The sequence below is a fragment of the Novosphingobium sp. AP12 genome, from assembly GCF_000281975.1.
Classification (GTDB): domain Bacteria; phylum Pseudomonadota; class Alphaproteobacteria; order Sphingomonadales; family Sphingomonadaceae; genus Novosphingobium.
In genome coordinates, this window is the sequence record NZ_AKKE01000008.1 from 1 (window position 1) to 15,676 (window position 15,676).

A 15,676-nucleotide genomic window follows, 5' to 3' on the forward strand; every position below is an offset into this window, starting at 1 on the left:
ACCTGGGCGACGAGGTTCGCGCTATGGCTAAGAAGATGCTGGGCTGATGTAAGCCGTTTTCGTGGGTTTCGGAGAGCGCGCTTCCGCAAGGCGGCGCGCTCTTCGTTATCAGCCATCTCATTCGTCATCCCGCGCAGCCGGGGATCCGCTTGTTCCTTTGTAACACAAGGAAGCGGGCTCCCGCCTTCGCGCGGGCGACCGAGGTCTCGACAGGCGGCTCGGCCTTACTGCCGGACCGGATCGGTCAGCCGCGCCATGATCGCGGCCACGTAGAGCTTCGTCTCTCGGATGTTGGGGATGCCGCCGGCCTTCAACACGCGCGCGGGGCCGGCGTTGTAGGCCGCCAGCGCTTTCTCGATGTCACCGCCGAAGGCATCGAGCTGCATGCGCAGGTAGCGCGCGCCGCCTTCGAGGTTGGAGGTGGGATCGGCGGAGTTAATGCCCATCTGGGCGGCGGTGCCGGGCATTAGCTGGGCAAGGCCGCGCGCACCCACGGGCGACATGGCAAGCTCGTTCCAGCGGCTTTCCTGCCAGACCACCGCCTCGAGCAGAGCGGGACTGATGTCGTACTTGGCGGCCAGTGCCGCGACCCGTTCGCGCCAGCGGGTAGGCCCGGCGGCGTCGAGCGCCTGGGTGATGGATTGCGGATGGAGAGCCGTATCGACGGCGAGCGGCGTCTCGGCGACCTCGGCCGGTGCCGTCGCTACGGTGGTGCCGATGAAGGCGACGCCGGAGGCCGGATCCACCTGCGCGAGATCGGGCATCGCAAGCGAGGTGGGGCCGCCGGCGACCCACTCGGCCCCGGCCTCGCCGATCTGCAGGACGTCCGCGTGGGCAAGGGCGGGCGCGGCGGCGCCCACCAGCGCCACGAGGACGCTCAGTGTCCGTATCCGCTTCACCCGATTCGATTCCCTCACCATGCCGTCGCCCTTACCGCATCCGTACCGCGACTCACAAGCGGATGGCGGCAGGACAACGGCTCCGGCTCTTCTACTTTATGCCCAGCGCCGTGCGGATCGCGCGCCAGGACAGCATCTTGAAGTTCTGCGCCTTCGGTGCGTTGTAGCCGTCCTGGGCGACGAACAGGCCCTCGGGGAAGGCCGGGCCGAAATCGCCGAGGATCACTTCGATGCCGTCGGTGTCGCTGGTGCCGCCGAGCGCGCCGCCGTTGATGCGGAACCGGCCCGCCGTCTTGCCGGTGGCGAGGTCGAACAGCGCATAGGCGTTGTCGCCCTGGCTTGAGGCGACCAGCCAGGCGCGGCCGTCTGCCTGGCGCGCGATGGCGAGCCCCTCGATGTCGTCGACAAGGCCGTCCGCCTTGCCCACCTTGGCGTAGCTCTGCGCGGTGAGGGTGGTGCCCGAGAGCGGGACCTTCCAGATCGCGACGTCTTCCTCGGCGACGTAAAGCGTCTTGGTCACGTCATCGACCACGCAGCCCTCGGACTGGGTGGCGAACTTCACGTCGCGCAGGTGCTCGGCCGCAACCTTGCCGCCGCGCTCGACGAGGCGGCTTTCGGCGACGGTGCCGTCCTTGAGCACGACATAGGCGCGCGCCAGTTCGCCCGAGGCGAGGGGCGCGCCCATGCAGAAGCCATAGGCCTCGGCTGGGGCGTGACCGGGCTTAAGGAAGCTTTCGGCCCCCAGCGCGATCAGCTTGCCGGTCGCGCCGTCGAGGCCGAACAGGGCGATGCGCGGCTCGGCGCGGTCCGTGCGGTCGCTTGCCGCCACGAGGATGCGGGTCGAACCGTCGGCCATCCGCACTTCGCGCAGATCCGCGTTGTTGAGCGCTCCTGCGGGTGCAAAGTCGCGCACCTGGCCGTCGAGGCCGTAGACGTAGAGGCCCGCCTTCTTGTCCGTCCCCAGCACGAGGCTGGCGGCGGGGTTGGCGGCGTTGCGCCAGATCGCCGGGTCGTCGGCGGCGTCCGCATTGCCGGTGCCCACCGGGACCGTCTCAGTCTGGGCGGGCACGTCGATGGCGGGATAGCGGGGGCGGGGCGCTTCGGTTTCACGTGAAACACCGGTGTCGGTCGCCGCGCAGCCTGCGAGAAGCAGGGCCGGGAGCAATGCTCCTGAACCCAGCTTTGCCATGGTCCGAATACGCATCAGAACGACACCCGTGCGCCGAATTTCACGGTCGAGCCGTATTCCTCGTACTGCAGCACGCGCTTGGCACCCGACAGGTTCTGATAGGCGAAGTACTTGGCGTTGTTCACGTTCACCCAATCGGCGAAGAGGCGGATGTTGTCGGTCACCTTATACTTGGCCGAGAGGTCCAGCTGGAAGTGCTGGTTGACGACGCGGTCTTCCTCGCTGTCGCCTCCGACCTCGTCGAGATACTTGTCGCGGAAGGTGCCGGCCGCGCGGAGCGAAACCGGACCCTTCTCGTAGCCGACGACGACGTTGAAGGTGTTCTTCGACGAACTGGGCAGATTGATGCGGCGCTCGATGTCGATCGTGTTGCCGGCGGCGTCCTCGCCCTCCTGCAGCACGGTTCCGCGCGCGTAAGTGTACGTGTAGTTGAGCTGGGCCAGCAGGCCGTCGAACGGCGCCGGCAGCATCGAGAAGACCTGGCTGTAGCTGACTTCCACGCCCGCGATGTCGGCGGTCTCGCCATTCACGGGGATGGTCACCTGATCGTAGGCGACGCCGTCGACCACGGCACCGTCACGCAGCACCTGCTCGTAGGTGTAGTCCTTCACCGACTTGTAGAAGCCGCCGACCGAAATCGCGCCGTTGTTGGCGAAGTAGTATTCGAAATCGGCGTCGAAGTTCCAGGCCTGGTAGGGCTTGAGGTTCGGATTGCCGAATTCGGCCTCGTTGTCCTCGTTCACGGTGTAGCGCGGCGCGAGCTGAGAGAACTTGGGGCGCACGACCGTCTTATAGCCGGCAAGGCGGGCTACGACGCTCTGCTCGGGGCTGTAGCGCAGCGTCAGGCTTGGCAGCCAGTTGGTGTAGCTACGCTTGTACTGCACCTGCTCGACGGTGAAGTCCTCTTCCTCCTCGAGGTCGGTGACGAGGTTGCCGTTCAGTTCGTTCTTGGTGCGCTCCATGCGCACGCCGCCGATGACGCGCAGGGTCGAGCTGTCCCAGCGCGCCAGTGCGTAGCCTGCAAGGATGTCCTCGCGCACCGAATAGTCGTCCGAGGCCGAAGCCACGCCGCTCTCGTAGGAGTTGACCTCGAAGGCGTCGGGGTTGGCGTCGAGGAAGTCGCGCGGGCCGGTCTTGCTGGAGACGGGGCCCATATCGATCAGGCGGTAGGTCTGCTTGCCCAGCACGTCGGCGAGCGTGTAATCGGCGCCGTCGGCCAGATCGAGGTACGACATGTTGAAGTCGTAGGACTTCTTGCGCCAGCGCGCCTTGGCGCCGGCCTGCACCGTGAAGTCGCCGTCGCTGCCGGCGAAAGTGCGGGCGAGGTCGGCCTTGAGCGCCCATTCCTCGTCCTGGCTGTCGGACAGGGTGGTCAGCTCGGCCTTGTCGAACTCGTATTCCGACGCATCGTTGAAGCTGTCGGCACCGCTGGTGACCGAATAGGTCGGGTAATAGGTCTTGCTGTTGTCGATGGCGACGACGGTGCCCGAACGGAAGCGCGCGCGGAACGAGGTCGGGTCGATCGAGCCGTTCTCGTACTCGGTCGACTTGGCGTAGCTGCCCTGCCAATTGAACTTCCAGGTGCCGGTGTCGGTGTCGCTGCCGATCGAGACCGAGCGGATGCGCTGGCGCTCGAAGCGGTCCTTGAGGTCGCGCTCGACGGTGATGCGCTCGTCGGCGCCATTGAACGTTGCGCTGGTGTCGGTGATCGCGGTCGGGCCGTCATCCTCGAAGTCGCCGAAGTCGAGCGTAGTGCGGCGGCGATATTCGTGGTCGTCGAACTGCGCCCAGTTCCCGCGAACGTAGGCCTTGGTCGTGTCCGACACACGCCAGTCGGCCGAGAGCGCCGCGTTGATGCGGGTGCGCTCGACGTCGTAGTCGCGGTACTCGACCGAGTCGGCCCAGGCCTGGCCGTCGTCGTTGGTGTGCCAGCCGCCGGTCTCGACGTTGTCGGTCTCGAACTTGCGCTTGTAGTAGCTGACCGAGCCGGCGATGCCGAAGTCGTCGCCCAGCTTCTGGGTGAAGTCGAAGGCGCCCTTCGGGGTCACCTTGCCCGAGTAGTCGTTCCAGCTGCCCTCGGCGGTGACTGAGTAGCGGTTCTTCTTCGAATCGAAGGCGCTGACGGTGTTGATCTCGACCGAGGCGCCGATGAAGTCGCCGTCCATGTCGGGGGTGAAGCTCTTCTTCACTTCGATCGATTCGATGGTGTCGGAGGACACCACGTCGAGCGCGACCGAGCGGGCGTCGGATTCGGGTGCGGGCAGGCGCACCCCGTTGAGCGAGGTGCCGTTGAGGTCGGGGTCGAGGCCGCGCACCGAGACGAAGCGGCCTTCGCCCTGGTCGTTGAGGATGTTGACGCCGGGCAGGCGGCGCAGCGATTCGGCGACGTTCTGGTCGGGGAACTGGCCGACCGCATCGCGGGTCAGGACCGATTCGATGCCGTCTGCGGCCTTCTGGCGCGACAGGGCGCTGGTCAGGTTGGCGGTCTGGCCGGTGACGAGAATGTCGCCGCCGCCGACCGCGCCAAGATTGAAGTCGGTGGAGACGGTGCCGGTCGCCGCGACCGTGACGGTCTGGGTGGTGACCTCGGCGCCGACGTAGCGCGCCTCCAGCGTATAGGTGCCAGCGGGCACGTCGCCGAACACGTAGGTGCCGGCGCGATCGGTCTCTGCAGTGCGATTCAGTTCGACGATGCGCACTGCGGCGGACTGCAGGCCCCGCGCTCCGGTGGCGTCGTTGACGTGGCCGGCAACCTCACCGGCGTGGGCGAGGGTGGCAAACGAGGCCGAGGCGAGCAGCCCGGCGAGGAGCTGGATCGAACGAGTCATGTCTGGAGAGATTCCCTGTACCGACGTTGTAAGTCTTGCAGGGGCCCCTAGGGATGTTTCGTGACAGTCCGGTGCTAATGCGATGACGGTTTGATGACAGCAGGGCGCCGTCCATTTCCCGCGTCGTACCTGGCCTGACCGGGACTGCCGTTAGACCGCACTTCATTGCGGGGCGCTATGCCGCAGCGCGTCACCCGCAGGCTCGCGCCTCAAGAGTACCAGCGGTCCCCGCCAAGTCGGGACGACGCGGTGTTTCGATGTCGTCGAGCGATGGGGGGAGAATGGTGCTGCTAGGGAGGATTGAACTCCCGACCTCGTCATTACCAATGACGCGCTCTACCACTGAGCTACAGCAGCGCCGTTCCGGCCCCGGCGGCGGGGCATGTCCCGGTCACCCGGGGCAGGGCCGCGCTATTGTCCGTGGCCGCGCCGCTTGTCAAGCGCCGCTTGCGCTTTTTCGAGCGCGGCGGCATTCCGCTGGTCATGAACGACGATCGAGCGGCATCCCGGAAGGCTTTCAAGGCGGCGGAAAAGCTGAGCCGCGAGGACCGGCTGGCCGCGAACCTGCGCGAGAACCTGCGCCGCAGAAAGGCGCAGTCGCGCAGCGCCGCCGCGGAACTTCACCCCGATGACGATAGCGAATCGGTCAGGCTTCCCAAAGCGTCCCCGGAAAGCTAGGGGCTGCGCCAGCAGTTGATCGACCAGCGGCGCCCGCGCGTCGCCAGCAAAGGGAGCTACGCCTTGCCTCGCCTGATCCTTCTCCGCCACGGCCAGAGCCAATGGAACCTCGAAAACCGCTTCACCGGCTGGTGGGACGTGGACGTCACCGAGAAGGGCGAGGCCGAGGCCCGCGCCGCCGGTGAACTGCTCAGGGACAAGGGCTTGCTGCCCGACGTCGCCTTCACCTCGCTGCAGACCCGCGCGATCAAGACGCTGCATTTCGCGCTCGAAGCCGCCGGCATCCTGTGGATCCCCGAGACCAAGGACTGGCGCCTGAACGAACGCCACTACGGCGGCCTCACCGGGCTCGACAAGGCCGAGACCGCGGCCAAGCACGGCGAGGACCAGGTCAAGATCTGGCGCCGCAGCTTCGACGTCCCGCCGCCTGTCATGGGCAAGGGCACCGAGTTCGATCTCTCGGCCGACCCGCGCTACGCCGGCATCGAGACGCCGATGACCGAAAGCCTCAAGGACACCATCGCGCGCGTGCTGCCTTACTATCAGGGCTCGATCGTGCCGCACCTTCACGCCGGTTCGACCGTGCTGGTCGCTGCGCACGGCAATTCCTTGCGTGCGCTAGTCAAGCATCTTTCGGGCATCTCCGACGACGAGATTACCGGCCTAGAGATTCCGACCGGCCAGCCGATCGTCTACGAGCTCGACAACGATCTCGTCGTGCTCGACCGCTACTACCTTTCGGAGCGTTGATAGGTGGCTGAGACGGTTCCCGTCGCTATCGTCATGGGCAGCCAGTCCGACTGGCCGACCATGATCAAGGCCGCCGAGATGCTCGACAAACTGGGTGTCGCCTGGGATGCGCGGATCGTCTCGGCGCACCGCACGCCCGAGCGGCTGGTGGACTTCGCCAAGGGCGCCGAGGCCGAAGGCTTCAAGGTGATCGTCGCCGGGGCCGGGGGCGCCGCCCACCTGCCCGGCATGGTCGCCTCGATGACGCATCTGCCGGTGCTGGGCGTGCCGGTGCAGTCAAAGGCGCTGTCGGGGCAGGACAGTCTGCTTTCGATCGTCCAGATGCCCGCCGGGATCCCGGTCGGCACGCTGGCAATCGGCGAGGCTGGGGCTGCCAATGCAGGCTTGCTCGCCGCCGCCATCCTGGCGACTTCGGACGAGGCGCTGGCCGGCCGGCTCAAGGACTTCCGCGCAGCGCAGACGGCGAGCGTCGCCGAGCGTCCGGCCTGACCCTCATACGGATACTGATCGAGGCATGATGATCCCCCCCGGCGAAACCATCGGCATTCTCGGCGGCGGCCAGCTCGGCCGGATGATCGCCGTGGCCGCCGCGCAGCTCGGCTACCGCTGCCACGTCTACGCGCCAGAGGCCGACTCCATCGCCGCCGACGTCTGCGCCCAGTTCACCTGCGCGCCCTGGGACGACGCCGAGGCCATGGCCCGCTTCGCCGCCGACTGCGCCGTCGTCACCTACGAGTTCGAGAACGTCCCCGTCGCGCCGCTCGCGGCGCTGGGCGACACGCCGCTGCTCGCCCACGCCCGCGCGCTGGAGACGGCGCAGGACCGGCTGAACGAGAAGCGCTTCGTCAGCGATCTGGGCGGTATCCCAGCGCCCTTCGCCCCGGTCGACAGCGCCGCCGACCTCGCCGCCGCCATCGCTGCGATCGGCATGCCCGGAATCCTCAAGACCCGGCGCGACGGCTATGACGGCAAGGGCCAGTGGCGCATCATGTCCGAGGCCGACGCCGAAGCGCTCAAGCTGCCGGACGTTCCGCTGGTCTACGAAGGCTTCGTCACTTTCTTCGCCGAGTTCTCGGTGATCCTGTGCCGGGGCGCGGACGGCGACATCCGCTTCTTCGATTCGGCGCACAACGTCCACGAAAGCGGCATCCTTGCGCTCAGCACGCTGCCCGCGCCGGGCGCGCTGCTTGCGCAGGTCCCGGCCGCGCGCGAACTGGCCGCAAAGGTCGCCAAGGCGCTCGATTACGTCGGCGTGCTGACGCTGGAGTTCTTCGCGACCGAGGACGGCCCGGTGTTCAACGAGATGGCCCCGCGCGTCCACAACTCGGGCCACTGGACCATCGAAGGCGCGGTCACCTCGCAGTTCGAGAACCACGTCCGCGCCATCTGCGGGCTGCCGCTGGGTGGCACGGGCATGGCCGCGAAAGCTGTGGAGATGCGCAACCTCATCGGCGACGACGCGCACGACTGGCCGGCGATCCTCGCTGACCCCGCCAACCATCTCCACCTCTACGGCAAGGCCGCAGCGCGGCCCGGCCGCAAGATGGGCCACGTCACCCGGCTGACGTTGGACTGAGGCGGCAGGGGCGTGGCACAGGACATCTTCCTCATCTACGCCCGCGCGGCGAACGGCACGATCGGCCGTGACGGCACGCTGCCCTGGCGCCTGCCCGCCGATCTCCGGCGATTCAAGGCGCTGACCATGGGCAAGCCGATGATCATGGGCCGCAAGACTTTCGACAGCTTCCCCTCGCCGCTCCCGGGCCGCCGCCACATCGTGCTCACCCGCGATGCGGCATGGAGCGCGCCGGGCGCCGAGGCTGCCCATTCGGTGGCCGAAGCCATCGCCATGGCCGGTGACGGTGAGGTGGCCGTGATCGGCGGCGCCGAGATCTACGCGCTGTTCCTCGGGCGCGCCGATCGGGTCGAACTGACCGAAGTCCACGCCGATTACGAGGGCGACACCTACATGCCTCCGCTCGCCACCGAATGGCACGAGACCGCGCGCGACGAGCATCAGGCGGACGGTTCCCATCCGGCGCACGCTTTCGTGACGCTCGCGCGCGCCCTATAGGCCCTGTCACCGATGATTCGCCTCGACAACCGCCTGCCTGTTCCCGATTCGCTGCGCGGCGCCGTGCTGGCGCTGGGTAACTTCGACGGGTTCCACCAGGGCCACCAGGCCGTCGTGGGCGAGGCGATCCGCTGGGCGAAGGCCGAGGGCCGCCCGGCCATCGTCGCCACCTTCGATCCGCACCCGGTCCGCCACTTCAAGCCCGACGCCGAGCCTTTTCGCCTCACCACGCTCGACCAGCGGCAGGAATTGTTCGCCGCCGCCGGAGCCGACGCCATGCTGGTGCTGCATTTCGATGCGGCGATGGCGGCGATGCCCGCCGACCACTGGGTCGAGGAAATGCTGGTGCGCCACATGGGCGCGGCCGGTGTCGTAACGGGTGACGACTTCACCTTCGGCCGCGCGCGCGGCGGCAACCCGCGCGTCCTGAGCGAAGTCGGCGCCCGGCACGGCCTCGAAGGCCGCACTGTCGGCCCGGTGAGCGACGAGCAGGGCACCATCTCCTCCAGCCGCATCCGCGACGCGCTCAAGTCGGGCGACTGCGAGACGGCGGCGCGCCTGCTGACCCGTCCTTTCGCCATCCGGGGCCGGGTGCAGCACGGCGACAAGCTGGGCCGCACCATCGGCTTCCCCACCGCCAACCTTGACATGGCGAACTACCTGCGCCCGCTCTACGGAATCTACGCGGTGACCGGCCGCATGCCCGACGGCCGCGTGCTCACCGGCGCCGCCAACATCGGCATCCGCCCGACCTTCGACCCGCCCAAGGAACTGCTCGAACCGCATTTCTTCGACTTCGCGGGCGACCTCTACGGCCAAGAGATCGAGGTGGCCTTCCACCACTTCCTGCGCCCCGAGGCGAAGTTCGATTCGCTGGACGCGCTGATCGAGCAGATGGGCTGGGACTGCGACCGCGCACGGGAACTGCTTGCGAAGCTGTAATCGGTCTGCCCACACTTCCAACAAACCCGCATTTGCTCTAGTGCGCGTCCCGTCATGACCGAACAGCGCGATTACAGAGCAACCGTCTTCCTGCCGAAGACCGATTTCCCCATGAAGGCCGGGCTTCCCCAGAAGGAGCCGGGCATTCTCGCGCGCTGGCAGGCCGACAATATTTACCGCAAGACCCGCGAGGCCCGCGCGGGGCGCGAAAAGTTCATCCTCCACGACGGCCCGCCCTATGCAAACGGCGACATGCACATCGGCCATGCGCTCAACCACATCCTCAAGGACATGGTGGTGCGCACGCAGACGCTGCTGGGCAAGGACGCGCCCTACGTTCCCGGCTGGGACTGCCACGGCCTGCCCATCGAGTGGAAGGTCGAGGAAGAGTACCGCAAGAAGAAGAAGAACAAGGACGAGGTTCCTGCCGAGGAATTCCGCGCCGAATGCCGCGCCTATGCCCAGAACTGGGTCAACGTGCAGCGCGAGCAGCTCAAGCGCCTCGGCATCAACGGCGACTGGGACAACCCCTACCTGACGATGGACTTCCAGGCGGAGGCCACCATCGTCGGCGAACTGCTCAAGTTCGCGGCTAACGGCATGCTCTATCGCGGCGCCAAGCCGGTGATGTGGAGCCCGGTCGAAAAGACCGCGCTGGCCGAAGCCGAGGTCGAGTACGAGGACATCACCTCGACCCAGATCGACGTGGCGTTCGAGATCGTCGAATCGGCGGTGCCCGAGCTGGTCGGCGCCCATGCGGTGATCTGGACGACGACGCCCTGGACGATCCCGGTGAACCAGGCGCTCGCCTATGGGCCAGAGGTTGAGTACGTTCTCGTCGAAGGCGCGTGGGGTCGAGAACTCACCGACGCTTCGTTTGAAAACGGTGCAAACCTTCTCAACAAGAAGCTCATCGTCGCCCGTCAGCTGCTGCCCGAAATCGCCAAGCGTTTCGGGGTAACCAGCTGGGACGAGTTCGGCGCTTACAAGGGCTCCGAACTCGCCGGAACCGTCGCGCGCCATCCCATGCACCACCTCGGCGGCTTCTTCGCCGAGCCGCGTCCGTTCCTGCCCGGCGACTTCGTCACCACCGAGAGCGGCACCGGCCTCGTGCACATGGCGCCCGACCACGGCGAGGACGACTTCGACCTCTGCAAGGCCAACGGCATTGGCCCCAAGTTTGTGGTCGAGGCCGATGGCAAGTACCGCGAGGACTGGCTCTGGCTGGCCGGGCAGGGCTCGGTCATCAACCCCAAGTTCAACGCCCCCGACGGCCCGATCTGCACCGACCTGCGCGAAGCGGGCGGGCTGCTCGCGGCCTCTGCGGACTACAAGCATTCCTACCCGCACTCGTGGCGCTCCAAGGCCAAGGTCATCTACCGCTGCACCCCGCAGTGGTTCGTGCCGATGGACAAGGTGATGACCCATATCTCGCCCAAGAGCCGCGCCGACACGCGCTGGGAGAACGAGGGCGGTGCGGTCGATCCGGTCGAGGAAGAACTGTGCTCGGCGCCCACCCTGCGCGCCGCCGCGCTGGAGGCGATCGCCGAGACCCGCTTCGTCCCCGACAAGGGCCGCAACCGCATCGGTGCGATGGTCGAGGGGCGCCCCGACTGGGTGCTCTCGCGCCAGCGCGCCTGGGGCGTGCCGATCACCCTGTTCGTGAACCGCAAGTCCGGCGAATTCCTCGTCGATGAGGCGGTCAACGACCGCATCCTTGCCGCCGTGCTGGCGAAGGGCGTCGATGCCTGGTCGGACGAGGCCGCGCAGGACCTGCTCGGCAACGAATACGCCGCCGAGGACTACGAGCGCGTCGTCGATATTCTCGATGTCTGGTTCGATTCGGGCTCGACCCATGCCTTCGTGCTCGAATCGGGCCGCTGGCCCGACCTCCTGCGCCCCGAAGGCTATCAGGGCCCCAAGGCCGACCTCTATCTCGAAGGCTCCGACCAGCATCGCGGCTGGTTCCAGTCCTCGCTGCTCGAATCCTGCGCCACGCGCGGCCATGCGCCCTACAAGGCGGTCCTGACCCACGGCTTCACGATGGACGCCAAGGGCTTCAAAATGTCGAAGTCGCTGGGCAACACGATCAGCCCGCTCAAGGTCATGGAGACCAACGGCGCCGACATCATCCGGCTCTGGGCGCTCTCGGTCGACTTCACCGAAGACCACCGCATCGGCGACGAGATTCTCAAGGGCGTCGCCGACCAGTACCGCAAGCTGCGCAACACCCTGCGCTACCTGCTCGGTGCACTCGACGGCTTCGACGAGGCCGAGCGCGTGGACGTGGCCGAAATGCCCGAACTTGAGCGCTACGTGCTGGCGCTGCTGGGCAAGCTCGACACGACGCTGCGCACCGCGATCGACGCCTTCGACTTCAACACCTACGTCCGCGCGCTGCTCGACTTCTGCAACGAGGACCTCTCGGCGTTCTTCTTCGATATCCGCAAGGACTGCCTCTACTGCGATGCGCCCACGGACCCGAAGCGACGCGCCTACCGCACCGTGCTCGACACGCTGTTCCACGCATTGATCCGCTACGCCGCGCCGGTGATCGTCTTCACCGCCGAGGAAACCTGGGGGTCGCGTTACCCGGACGGCGGCAGCGTCCACCTGCTCGAATGGCCGGAGGTGCCGGTTGCCGAGGCGGACCTCGACCGCTGGGCCGAGCTTCGCGCTTTGCGCGCGGCCGTCACCGAGGCGATCGAGCCGCTGCGCCGCGAGAAGGTCATCGGCTCCAGCCTGGCCGCGCAGGTCACCGTGCCGGCCTCGGCTCCCGAGGCGGATCTGGCCGAACTGTTCATCACCGCGAAAGTCGCGCGCGGGCAAGCGGAGGACGTGAGCGTCACTCCCTCCCATGACCACAAGTGCGGCCGCTGCTGGCGCCACCTCCCCGAAGTGACCGTGGACGGCGACCTGTGCGACCGCTGCGAGGACGTCGTGGGCGAAATGGAGCCGCAGGCGTGATCGCCGGTAACCCCTGGCGGAAGCGCCTGATCGGCCTGCTGATCGCGGCGATCGTCTTCGCGGTCGACGTCGGCATCAAGGCCTGGGTCGTCGGCGGGCTGCGCCTGAACGAGGTGCAGCAGATCTATATCCTGCCGTTCTTCAACCTGACCTGGACGCAGAACTTCGGCGTCTCGCTCGGCCTGTTCACCGCCGGCTCGCCCGAGGCGCGCTGGGCGCTGGTGGCGATGACCGCCGCGATCGCCGCCTTCGTGCTCGTCTGGCTGCTGCGCGAACGCAAGATGCCCGACATCGCAGCGCTGGGACTGGTGCTGGGCGGGGCCGCGGGCAACATCCGCGACCGGTATTCGGTGGGCTATGTGGTAGACTACGCGGACCTCCACATCGGCGGTTTTCGCCCGTTTCTCATTTTCAATCTCGCCGATGCGGCCATCACCATCGGCGTCCTGATAATCCTTGCCCGATCCCTGCTTTCGCGCGAAAAGCCCGATTCAGCGGCGGAACCCGCCCCCGAGGCTCAAAAGAATGCGAGTTGAATTGATGCGCATGAAGAAAACCGGTGCTCTCCTCCTCGTCGCGACCGGCGCCGTGATGCTGTCGGCCTGCGGCAGCACCGGGCTGTTCAACCGCGCCCGTCCCGACGAGTTCGCGGTCCAGCGCCAGACCCCGCTGGTCGTGCCGCCCGACTTCTCGCTGAGCCCTCCGAAGGAAGGCCAGCCGCGCCCCGCCGATGAATCGCTCCAGCAGCAGACGCTCGACGCGCTGTTCGGTGGCCCGCAGGCCCGCAGCGACATCGAGAAGACCACGCTCGGCCTCGCCGGTACGTCGGACCCGGCGATCCGCTCCACCGTGGGTGACCCGGGGACCTACACCGTCGCCAAGGGCCAGATCACCCGCGCCATCCTCGCAGCGCCCGAGGGCGACGGCCGTGATGCACAGACCTCGGTCGGCGGCAAAGCGGGCGCCGGCGTCGGAGCCTGAGGGTTTCGAAATGAAGTGACGAAAAAGGCCGGGCGAAAGTCCGGCCTTTTTCGTGGGCGCGCGGAGCGGCGATCAGCCCTCGCCGCTGACGCCGTCGCCGGCATCGTCGACCACGTCGGAGCTCACCAGGATCTTGTCGATCTTGAGCCCGTCCATGTCAACGACTTCGAAGCGCCAGCCCTGCTCGGAGAAGTGCTCGCCCTCGCGCGGGACCTTCTTGAGGACGGCGAGGACATAGCCCGCCAGCGTCGCGAATTCGCGGTCGTCGGGGAGGGTCATGCCGAGGCGGTCGGCGAGCGAATCGGCGGGCATGGCGCCGGATACCAGCAGCGAACCGTCCTCGCGCTCCACCACCATCGGCTCGTCGCCTTCGTCCTGGTGCGCGACGAAGGTGCCCGCCAGCGCTGCCAGCACGTCCGAAGGCGTGACGAGGCCTTCGAGATGGCCGTACTCGTCGTGGACCACCGCCATGGCCACTTCGGCGGTCTGCAGCTTGCGCAGCGCGTCCATGGCGTCGAGCTGGTCGGGGATGACCTCGGCCCTTCGCATCATCGCGCGCACGTCGACCGGGCGGCCGGCGACGAGGCAGGCGAGCACTTCGCGGACCTTGAGGATGCCGACGATGTTGTCGGGTGTGCCGTCGCCCACCACGGGCAGCAGCGAGTGCGGGGAGGCCTCGATCTTGGCGCGCAGCTGAGTCTCGTCGGCGTCGACGTCGATCCAGTCGATCTGGTTTCGCGGCGTCATCAGCTCGCGCACGGGGCGGTCGGCGAGGCGCATGATGCCGGTCATCATCGCGCGTTCCTCTTCCTCGATGACGCCCGAGCGGGTCGCCTCGGCGAAGATCATATGCAGTTCCTCGGCCGTGAGCTGCTCGGAATCGCCGCGCCGGATCGAGAACAGCCGCAGGATGAGGGCGGAGGAGCGGTCGAGCAGCCAGACGAACGGACCCATGATGGTCGCCAGGATGCTCATCGGCCGGGCCATGACCAGCGCCACCGGTTCGGCCATGCGCAAGGCCAGCTGCTTGGGCACCAGTTCGCCGACGACGACGCTGGCATAAGTCGTGGCCATGATGACGAGCGCGAAGCCCGCCTCTCCGGCGAACCGGACGGGCAGGCCCAGTGCAGCAAGCCGCTCGCCGACCGGGCCGCCGAGGCTGGAGCCCGAGTAGGCGCCGGCAATGATGCCGATCAGGGTGATGCCGATCTGCACGGTCGAGAGGAAGCGGCCGGGATCTGCGGCGAGGTCTAGCGCGGTCTGCGCCGCACGGCTCCCCTTGTCGGCCAAGGCCCGAAGGCGCGGTGCGCGCGCGGAAACGATGGCCAGTTCGGACATCGAGAACAGGCCGTTGATCAGGATCAGGCCGGCGATGGTGAGGAGGTCAGTCCAGGGAAAGGGCGTCACAATGACCAATCGCTAGCAGAGATTGCGGCACGTGCGAAGCGTCCGTGACGAGTTGCAATACTTTGCATGCCTTGGGCTGGGTTGTGAGCTCTGGGAACACAAGCGCACGATAAGGGTTGAGCGGGCATCATCCATTTGCCATTCATGTCCACTATCACACACAGATGCCTTGCAAGGGCACAACAGAGGAAGGGCCTCCTAGATGAACAAGTCGCGCCTGATCACGTCGGCCGCCGCGGTTTTCGCGCTGGTGACCGTTTCCGCCTGCGTCACCGATCCGAACACGGGTGAGAAGAAGGTTTCGCGCACCGCGATCGGCGGTGTCGGCGGTGCGGGTCTCGGCTACCTCTTGGGCAGCGTCATTGGCGGCAAGACCGCGCGCATCGTCGGCGCGGGCATCGGCGGCGTCGCTGGCGGCGTCGTCGGCTACCAGATGGACAAGCAGATCAAGGAGCTGAAGGAACAGACCGCAGGCTCGGGCATCGACGTCAGCCAGGAAGGCGACGGCATCCTCGTCAACCTGCCGGACGTGACCTTCGCGGTCGATTCGACGCAGATCAGCCCGTCGTTCCAGGCTTCGCTCGACAAGGTCGCGCAGTCGATGGTGCAGTATCCCAACAGCCTCATCGACGTGTACGGCCACACCGATTCGACTGGCTCGGCGGCCTACAACATGGACCTGTCCAAGCGCCGCGCCGACGCGGTGGGTCGCTACCTCATCACGCGCGGCGTCTCATCCTCGCGTATCCAGACGCAGGGCATGGGCAAGGATCACCCGGTGGCCGACAACACCTCGGCAGAGGGCCGCGCGCTCAACCGCCGCGTCGAAATCAAGATCACTCCGGTGACGACCGACGACGTCAACGCGGCGAAGTAACCAGGACTTCCGCAGGAAGCGGGATCGGGGAAGGGGTCGGCGCCGAAAGCGCCGGCCCCTTCTTTGTGTGCCGGGCACGGCGTT

Annotated in this window: 14 protein-coding genes and 1 tRNA gene; 10 read left to right on the forward strand and 5 right to left on the reverse strand. The window is 67.2% G+C overall.

What is annotated here, in order from left to right; translation table 11 throughout:
- Positions 1 to 224 precede the first annotated feature (224 nt).
- The 4 genes from PMI02_RS00980 to PMI02_RS00995 all read right to left on the reverse strand — a co-directional run bounded on the left by PMI02_RS00980 (position 225) and on the right by PMI02_RS00995 (position 5,273).
- Positions 225 to 920, reverse strand: coding sequence for a lytic transglycosylase domain-containing protein (locus PMI02_RS00980; protein WP_007677436.1), 696 nt, complete (start codon positions 918 to 920; stop codon positions 225 to 227).
- Between the two features lie 70 nt (positions 921 to 990).
- Positions 991 to 2,103, reverse strand: a complete 1,113-nt coding sequence (locus PMI02_RS00985; protein WP_007677445.1) for a phytase — start codon at positions 2,101 to 2,103, stop codon at positions 991 to 993.
- A complete protein-coding gene (locus PMI02_RS00990; protein ID WP_007677448.1) occupies positions 2,103 to 4,916 on the reverse strand; it encodes a TonB-dependent receptor in 2,814 nt (937 codons plus the stop codon). The genes PMI02_RS00985 and PMI02_RS00990 overlap by 1 nt, the downstream gene beginning before the upstream one ends.
- 282 nt (positions 4,917 to 5,198) lie before the next feature.
- Positions 5,199 to 5,273 (reverse strand) — tRNA-Thr (locus tag PMI02_RS00995).
- A 63-nt stretch (positions 5,274 to 5,336) separates the two neighbouring features.
- Between PMI02_RS00995 and PMI02_RS01000 the strand changes: the two genes are divergently transcribed.
- From PMI02_RS01000 to PMI02_RS01040, 9 genes are all read left to right on the forward strand, one after another.
- Positions 5,337 to 5,594, forward strand: a complete 258-nt coding sequence (locus tag PMI02_RS01000; protein ID WP_036501710.1) for a hypothetical protein — start codon at positions 5,337 to 5,339, stop codon at positions 5,592 to 5,594.
- 63 nt (positions 5,595 to 5,657) lie between these two features.
- Positions 5,658 to 6,344, forward strand: a complete 687-nt coding sequence (gene gpmA, locus PMI02_RS01005) for a 2,3-diphosphoglycerate-dependent phosphoglycerate mutase (protein WP_007677458.1) — start codon at positions 5,658 to 5,660, stop codon at positions 6,342 to 6,344.
- A gap of 33 nt (positions 6,345 to 6,377) precedes the next feature.
- Positions 6,378 to 6,833 (forward strand): 5-(carboxyamino)imidazole ribonucleotide mutase, encoded by a 456-nt coding sequence (purE, locus tag PMI02_RS01010; RefSeq protein WP_086000096.1) that lies wholly within the window; start codon positions 6,378 to 6,380, stop codon positions 6,831 to 6,833.
- Positions 6,834 to 6,861: 28 nt separating this feature from the next.
- Positions 6,862 to 7,920, forward strand: a complete 1,059-nt coding sequence (locus PMI02_RS01015) for a 5-(carboxyamino)imidazole ribonucleotide synthase (protein WP_007677460.1) — start codon at positions 6,862 to 6,864, stop codon at positions 7,918 to 7,920.
- Between the two features lie 12 nt (positions 7,921 to 7,932).
- Entirely contained in the window at positions 7,933 to 8,418 is a 486-nt protein-coding gene (locus PMI02_RS01020) for a dihydrofolate reductase (protein WP_007677461.1), read from the forward strand.
- A gap of 12 nt (positions 8,419 to 8,430) precedes the next feature.
- On the forward strand, positions 8,431 to 9,360 hold the full coding sequence (locus PMI02_RS01025; RefSeq protein ID WP_007677462.1) for a bifunctional riboflavin kinase/FAD synthetase: 930 nt from the start codon (positions 8,431 to 8,433) through the stop codon (positions 9,358 to 9,360).
- Between the two features lie 54 nt (positions 9,361 to 9,414).
- Complete coding sequence (gene ileS, locus PMI02_RS01030) at positions 9,415 to 12,327, forward strand: isoleucine--tRNA ligase (protein WP_007677463.1); 2,913 nt, start codon at positions 9,415 to 9,417, stop codon at positions 12,325 to 12,327.
- Positions 12,324 to 12,863: a signal peptidase II gene (gene lspA, locus PMI02_RS01035; RefSeq protein WP_007677465.1), complete on the forward strand. Its 540-nt coding sequence runs from the start codon at positions 12,324 to 12,326 to the stop codon at positions 12,861 to 12,863. The genes ileS and lspA overlap by 4 nt, the downstream gene beginning before the upstream one ends.
- 4 nt (positions 12,864 to 12,867) lie before the next feature.
- Complete coding sequence (locus tag PMI02_RS01040; protein ID WP_036501718.1) at positions 12,868 to 13,308, forward strand: DUF3035 domain-containing protein; 441 nt, start codon at positions 12,868 to 12,870, stop codon at positions 13,306 to 13,308.
- Positions 13,309 to 13,380: 72 nt separating this feature from the next.
- On the opposite strand, the gene PMI02_RS01045 is transcribed toward PMI02_RS01040, so the two are convergent.
- Entirely contained in the window at positions 13,381 to 14,715 is a 1,335-nt protein-coding gene (locus PMI02_RS01045) for a hemolysin family protein (protein WP_007677469.1), read from the reverse strand.
- A 202-nt stretch (positions 14,716 to 14,917) separates the two neighbouring features.
- On the opposite strand from PMI02_RS01045, the gene PMI02_RS01050 reads away from it, so the two are divergent.
- A complete protein-coding gene (locus PMI02_RS01050) occupies positions 14,918 to 15,592 on the forward strand; it encodes an OmpA family protein (protein ID WP_007677471.1) in 675 nt (224 codons plus the stop codon).
- The last annotated feature ends 84 nt before the right edge of the window (positions 15,593 to 15,676 follow it).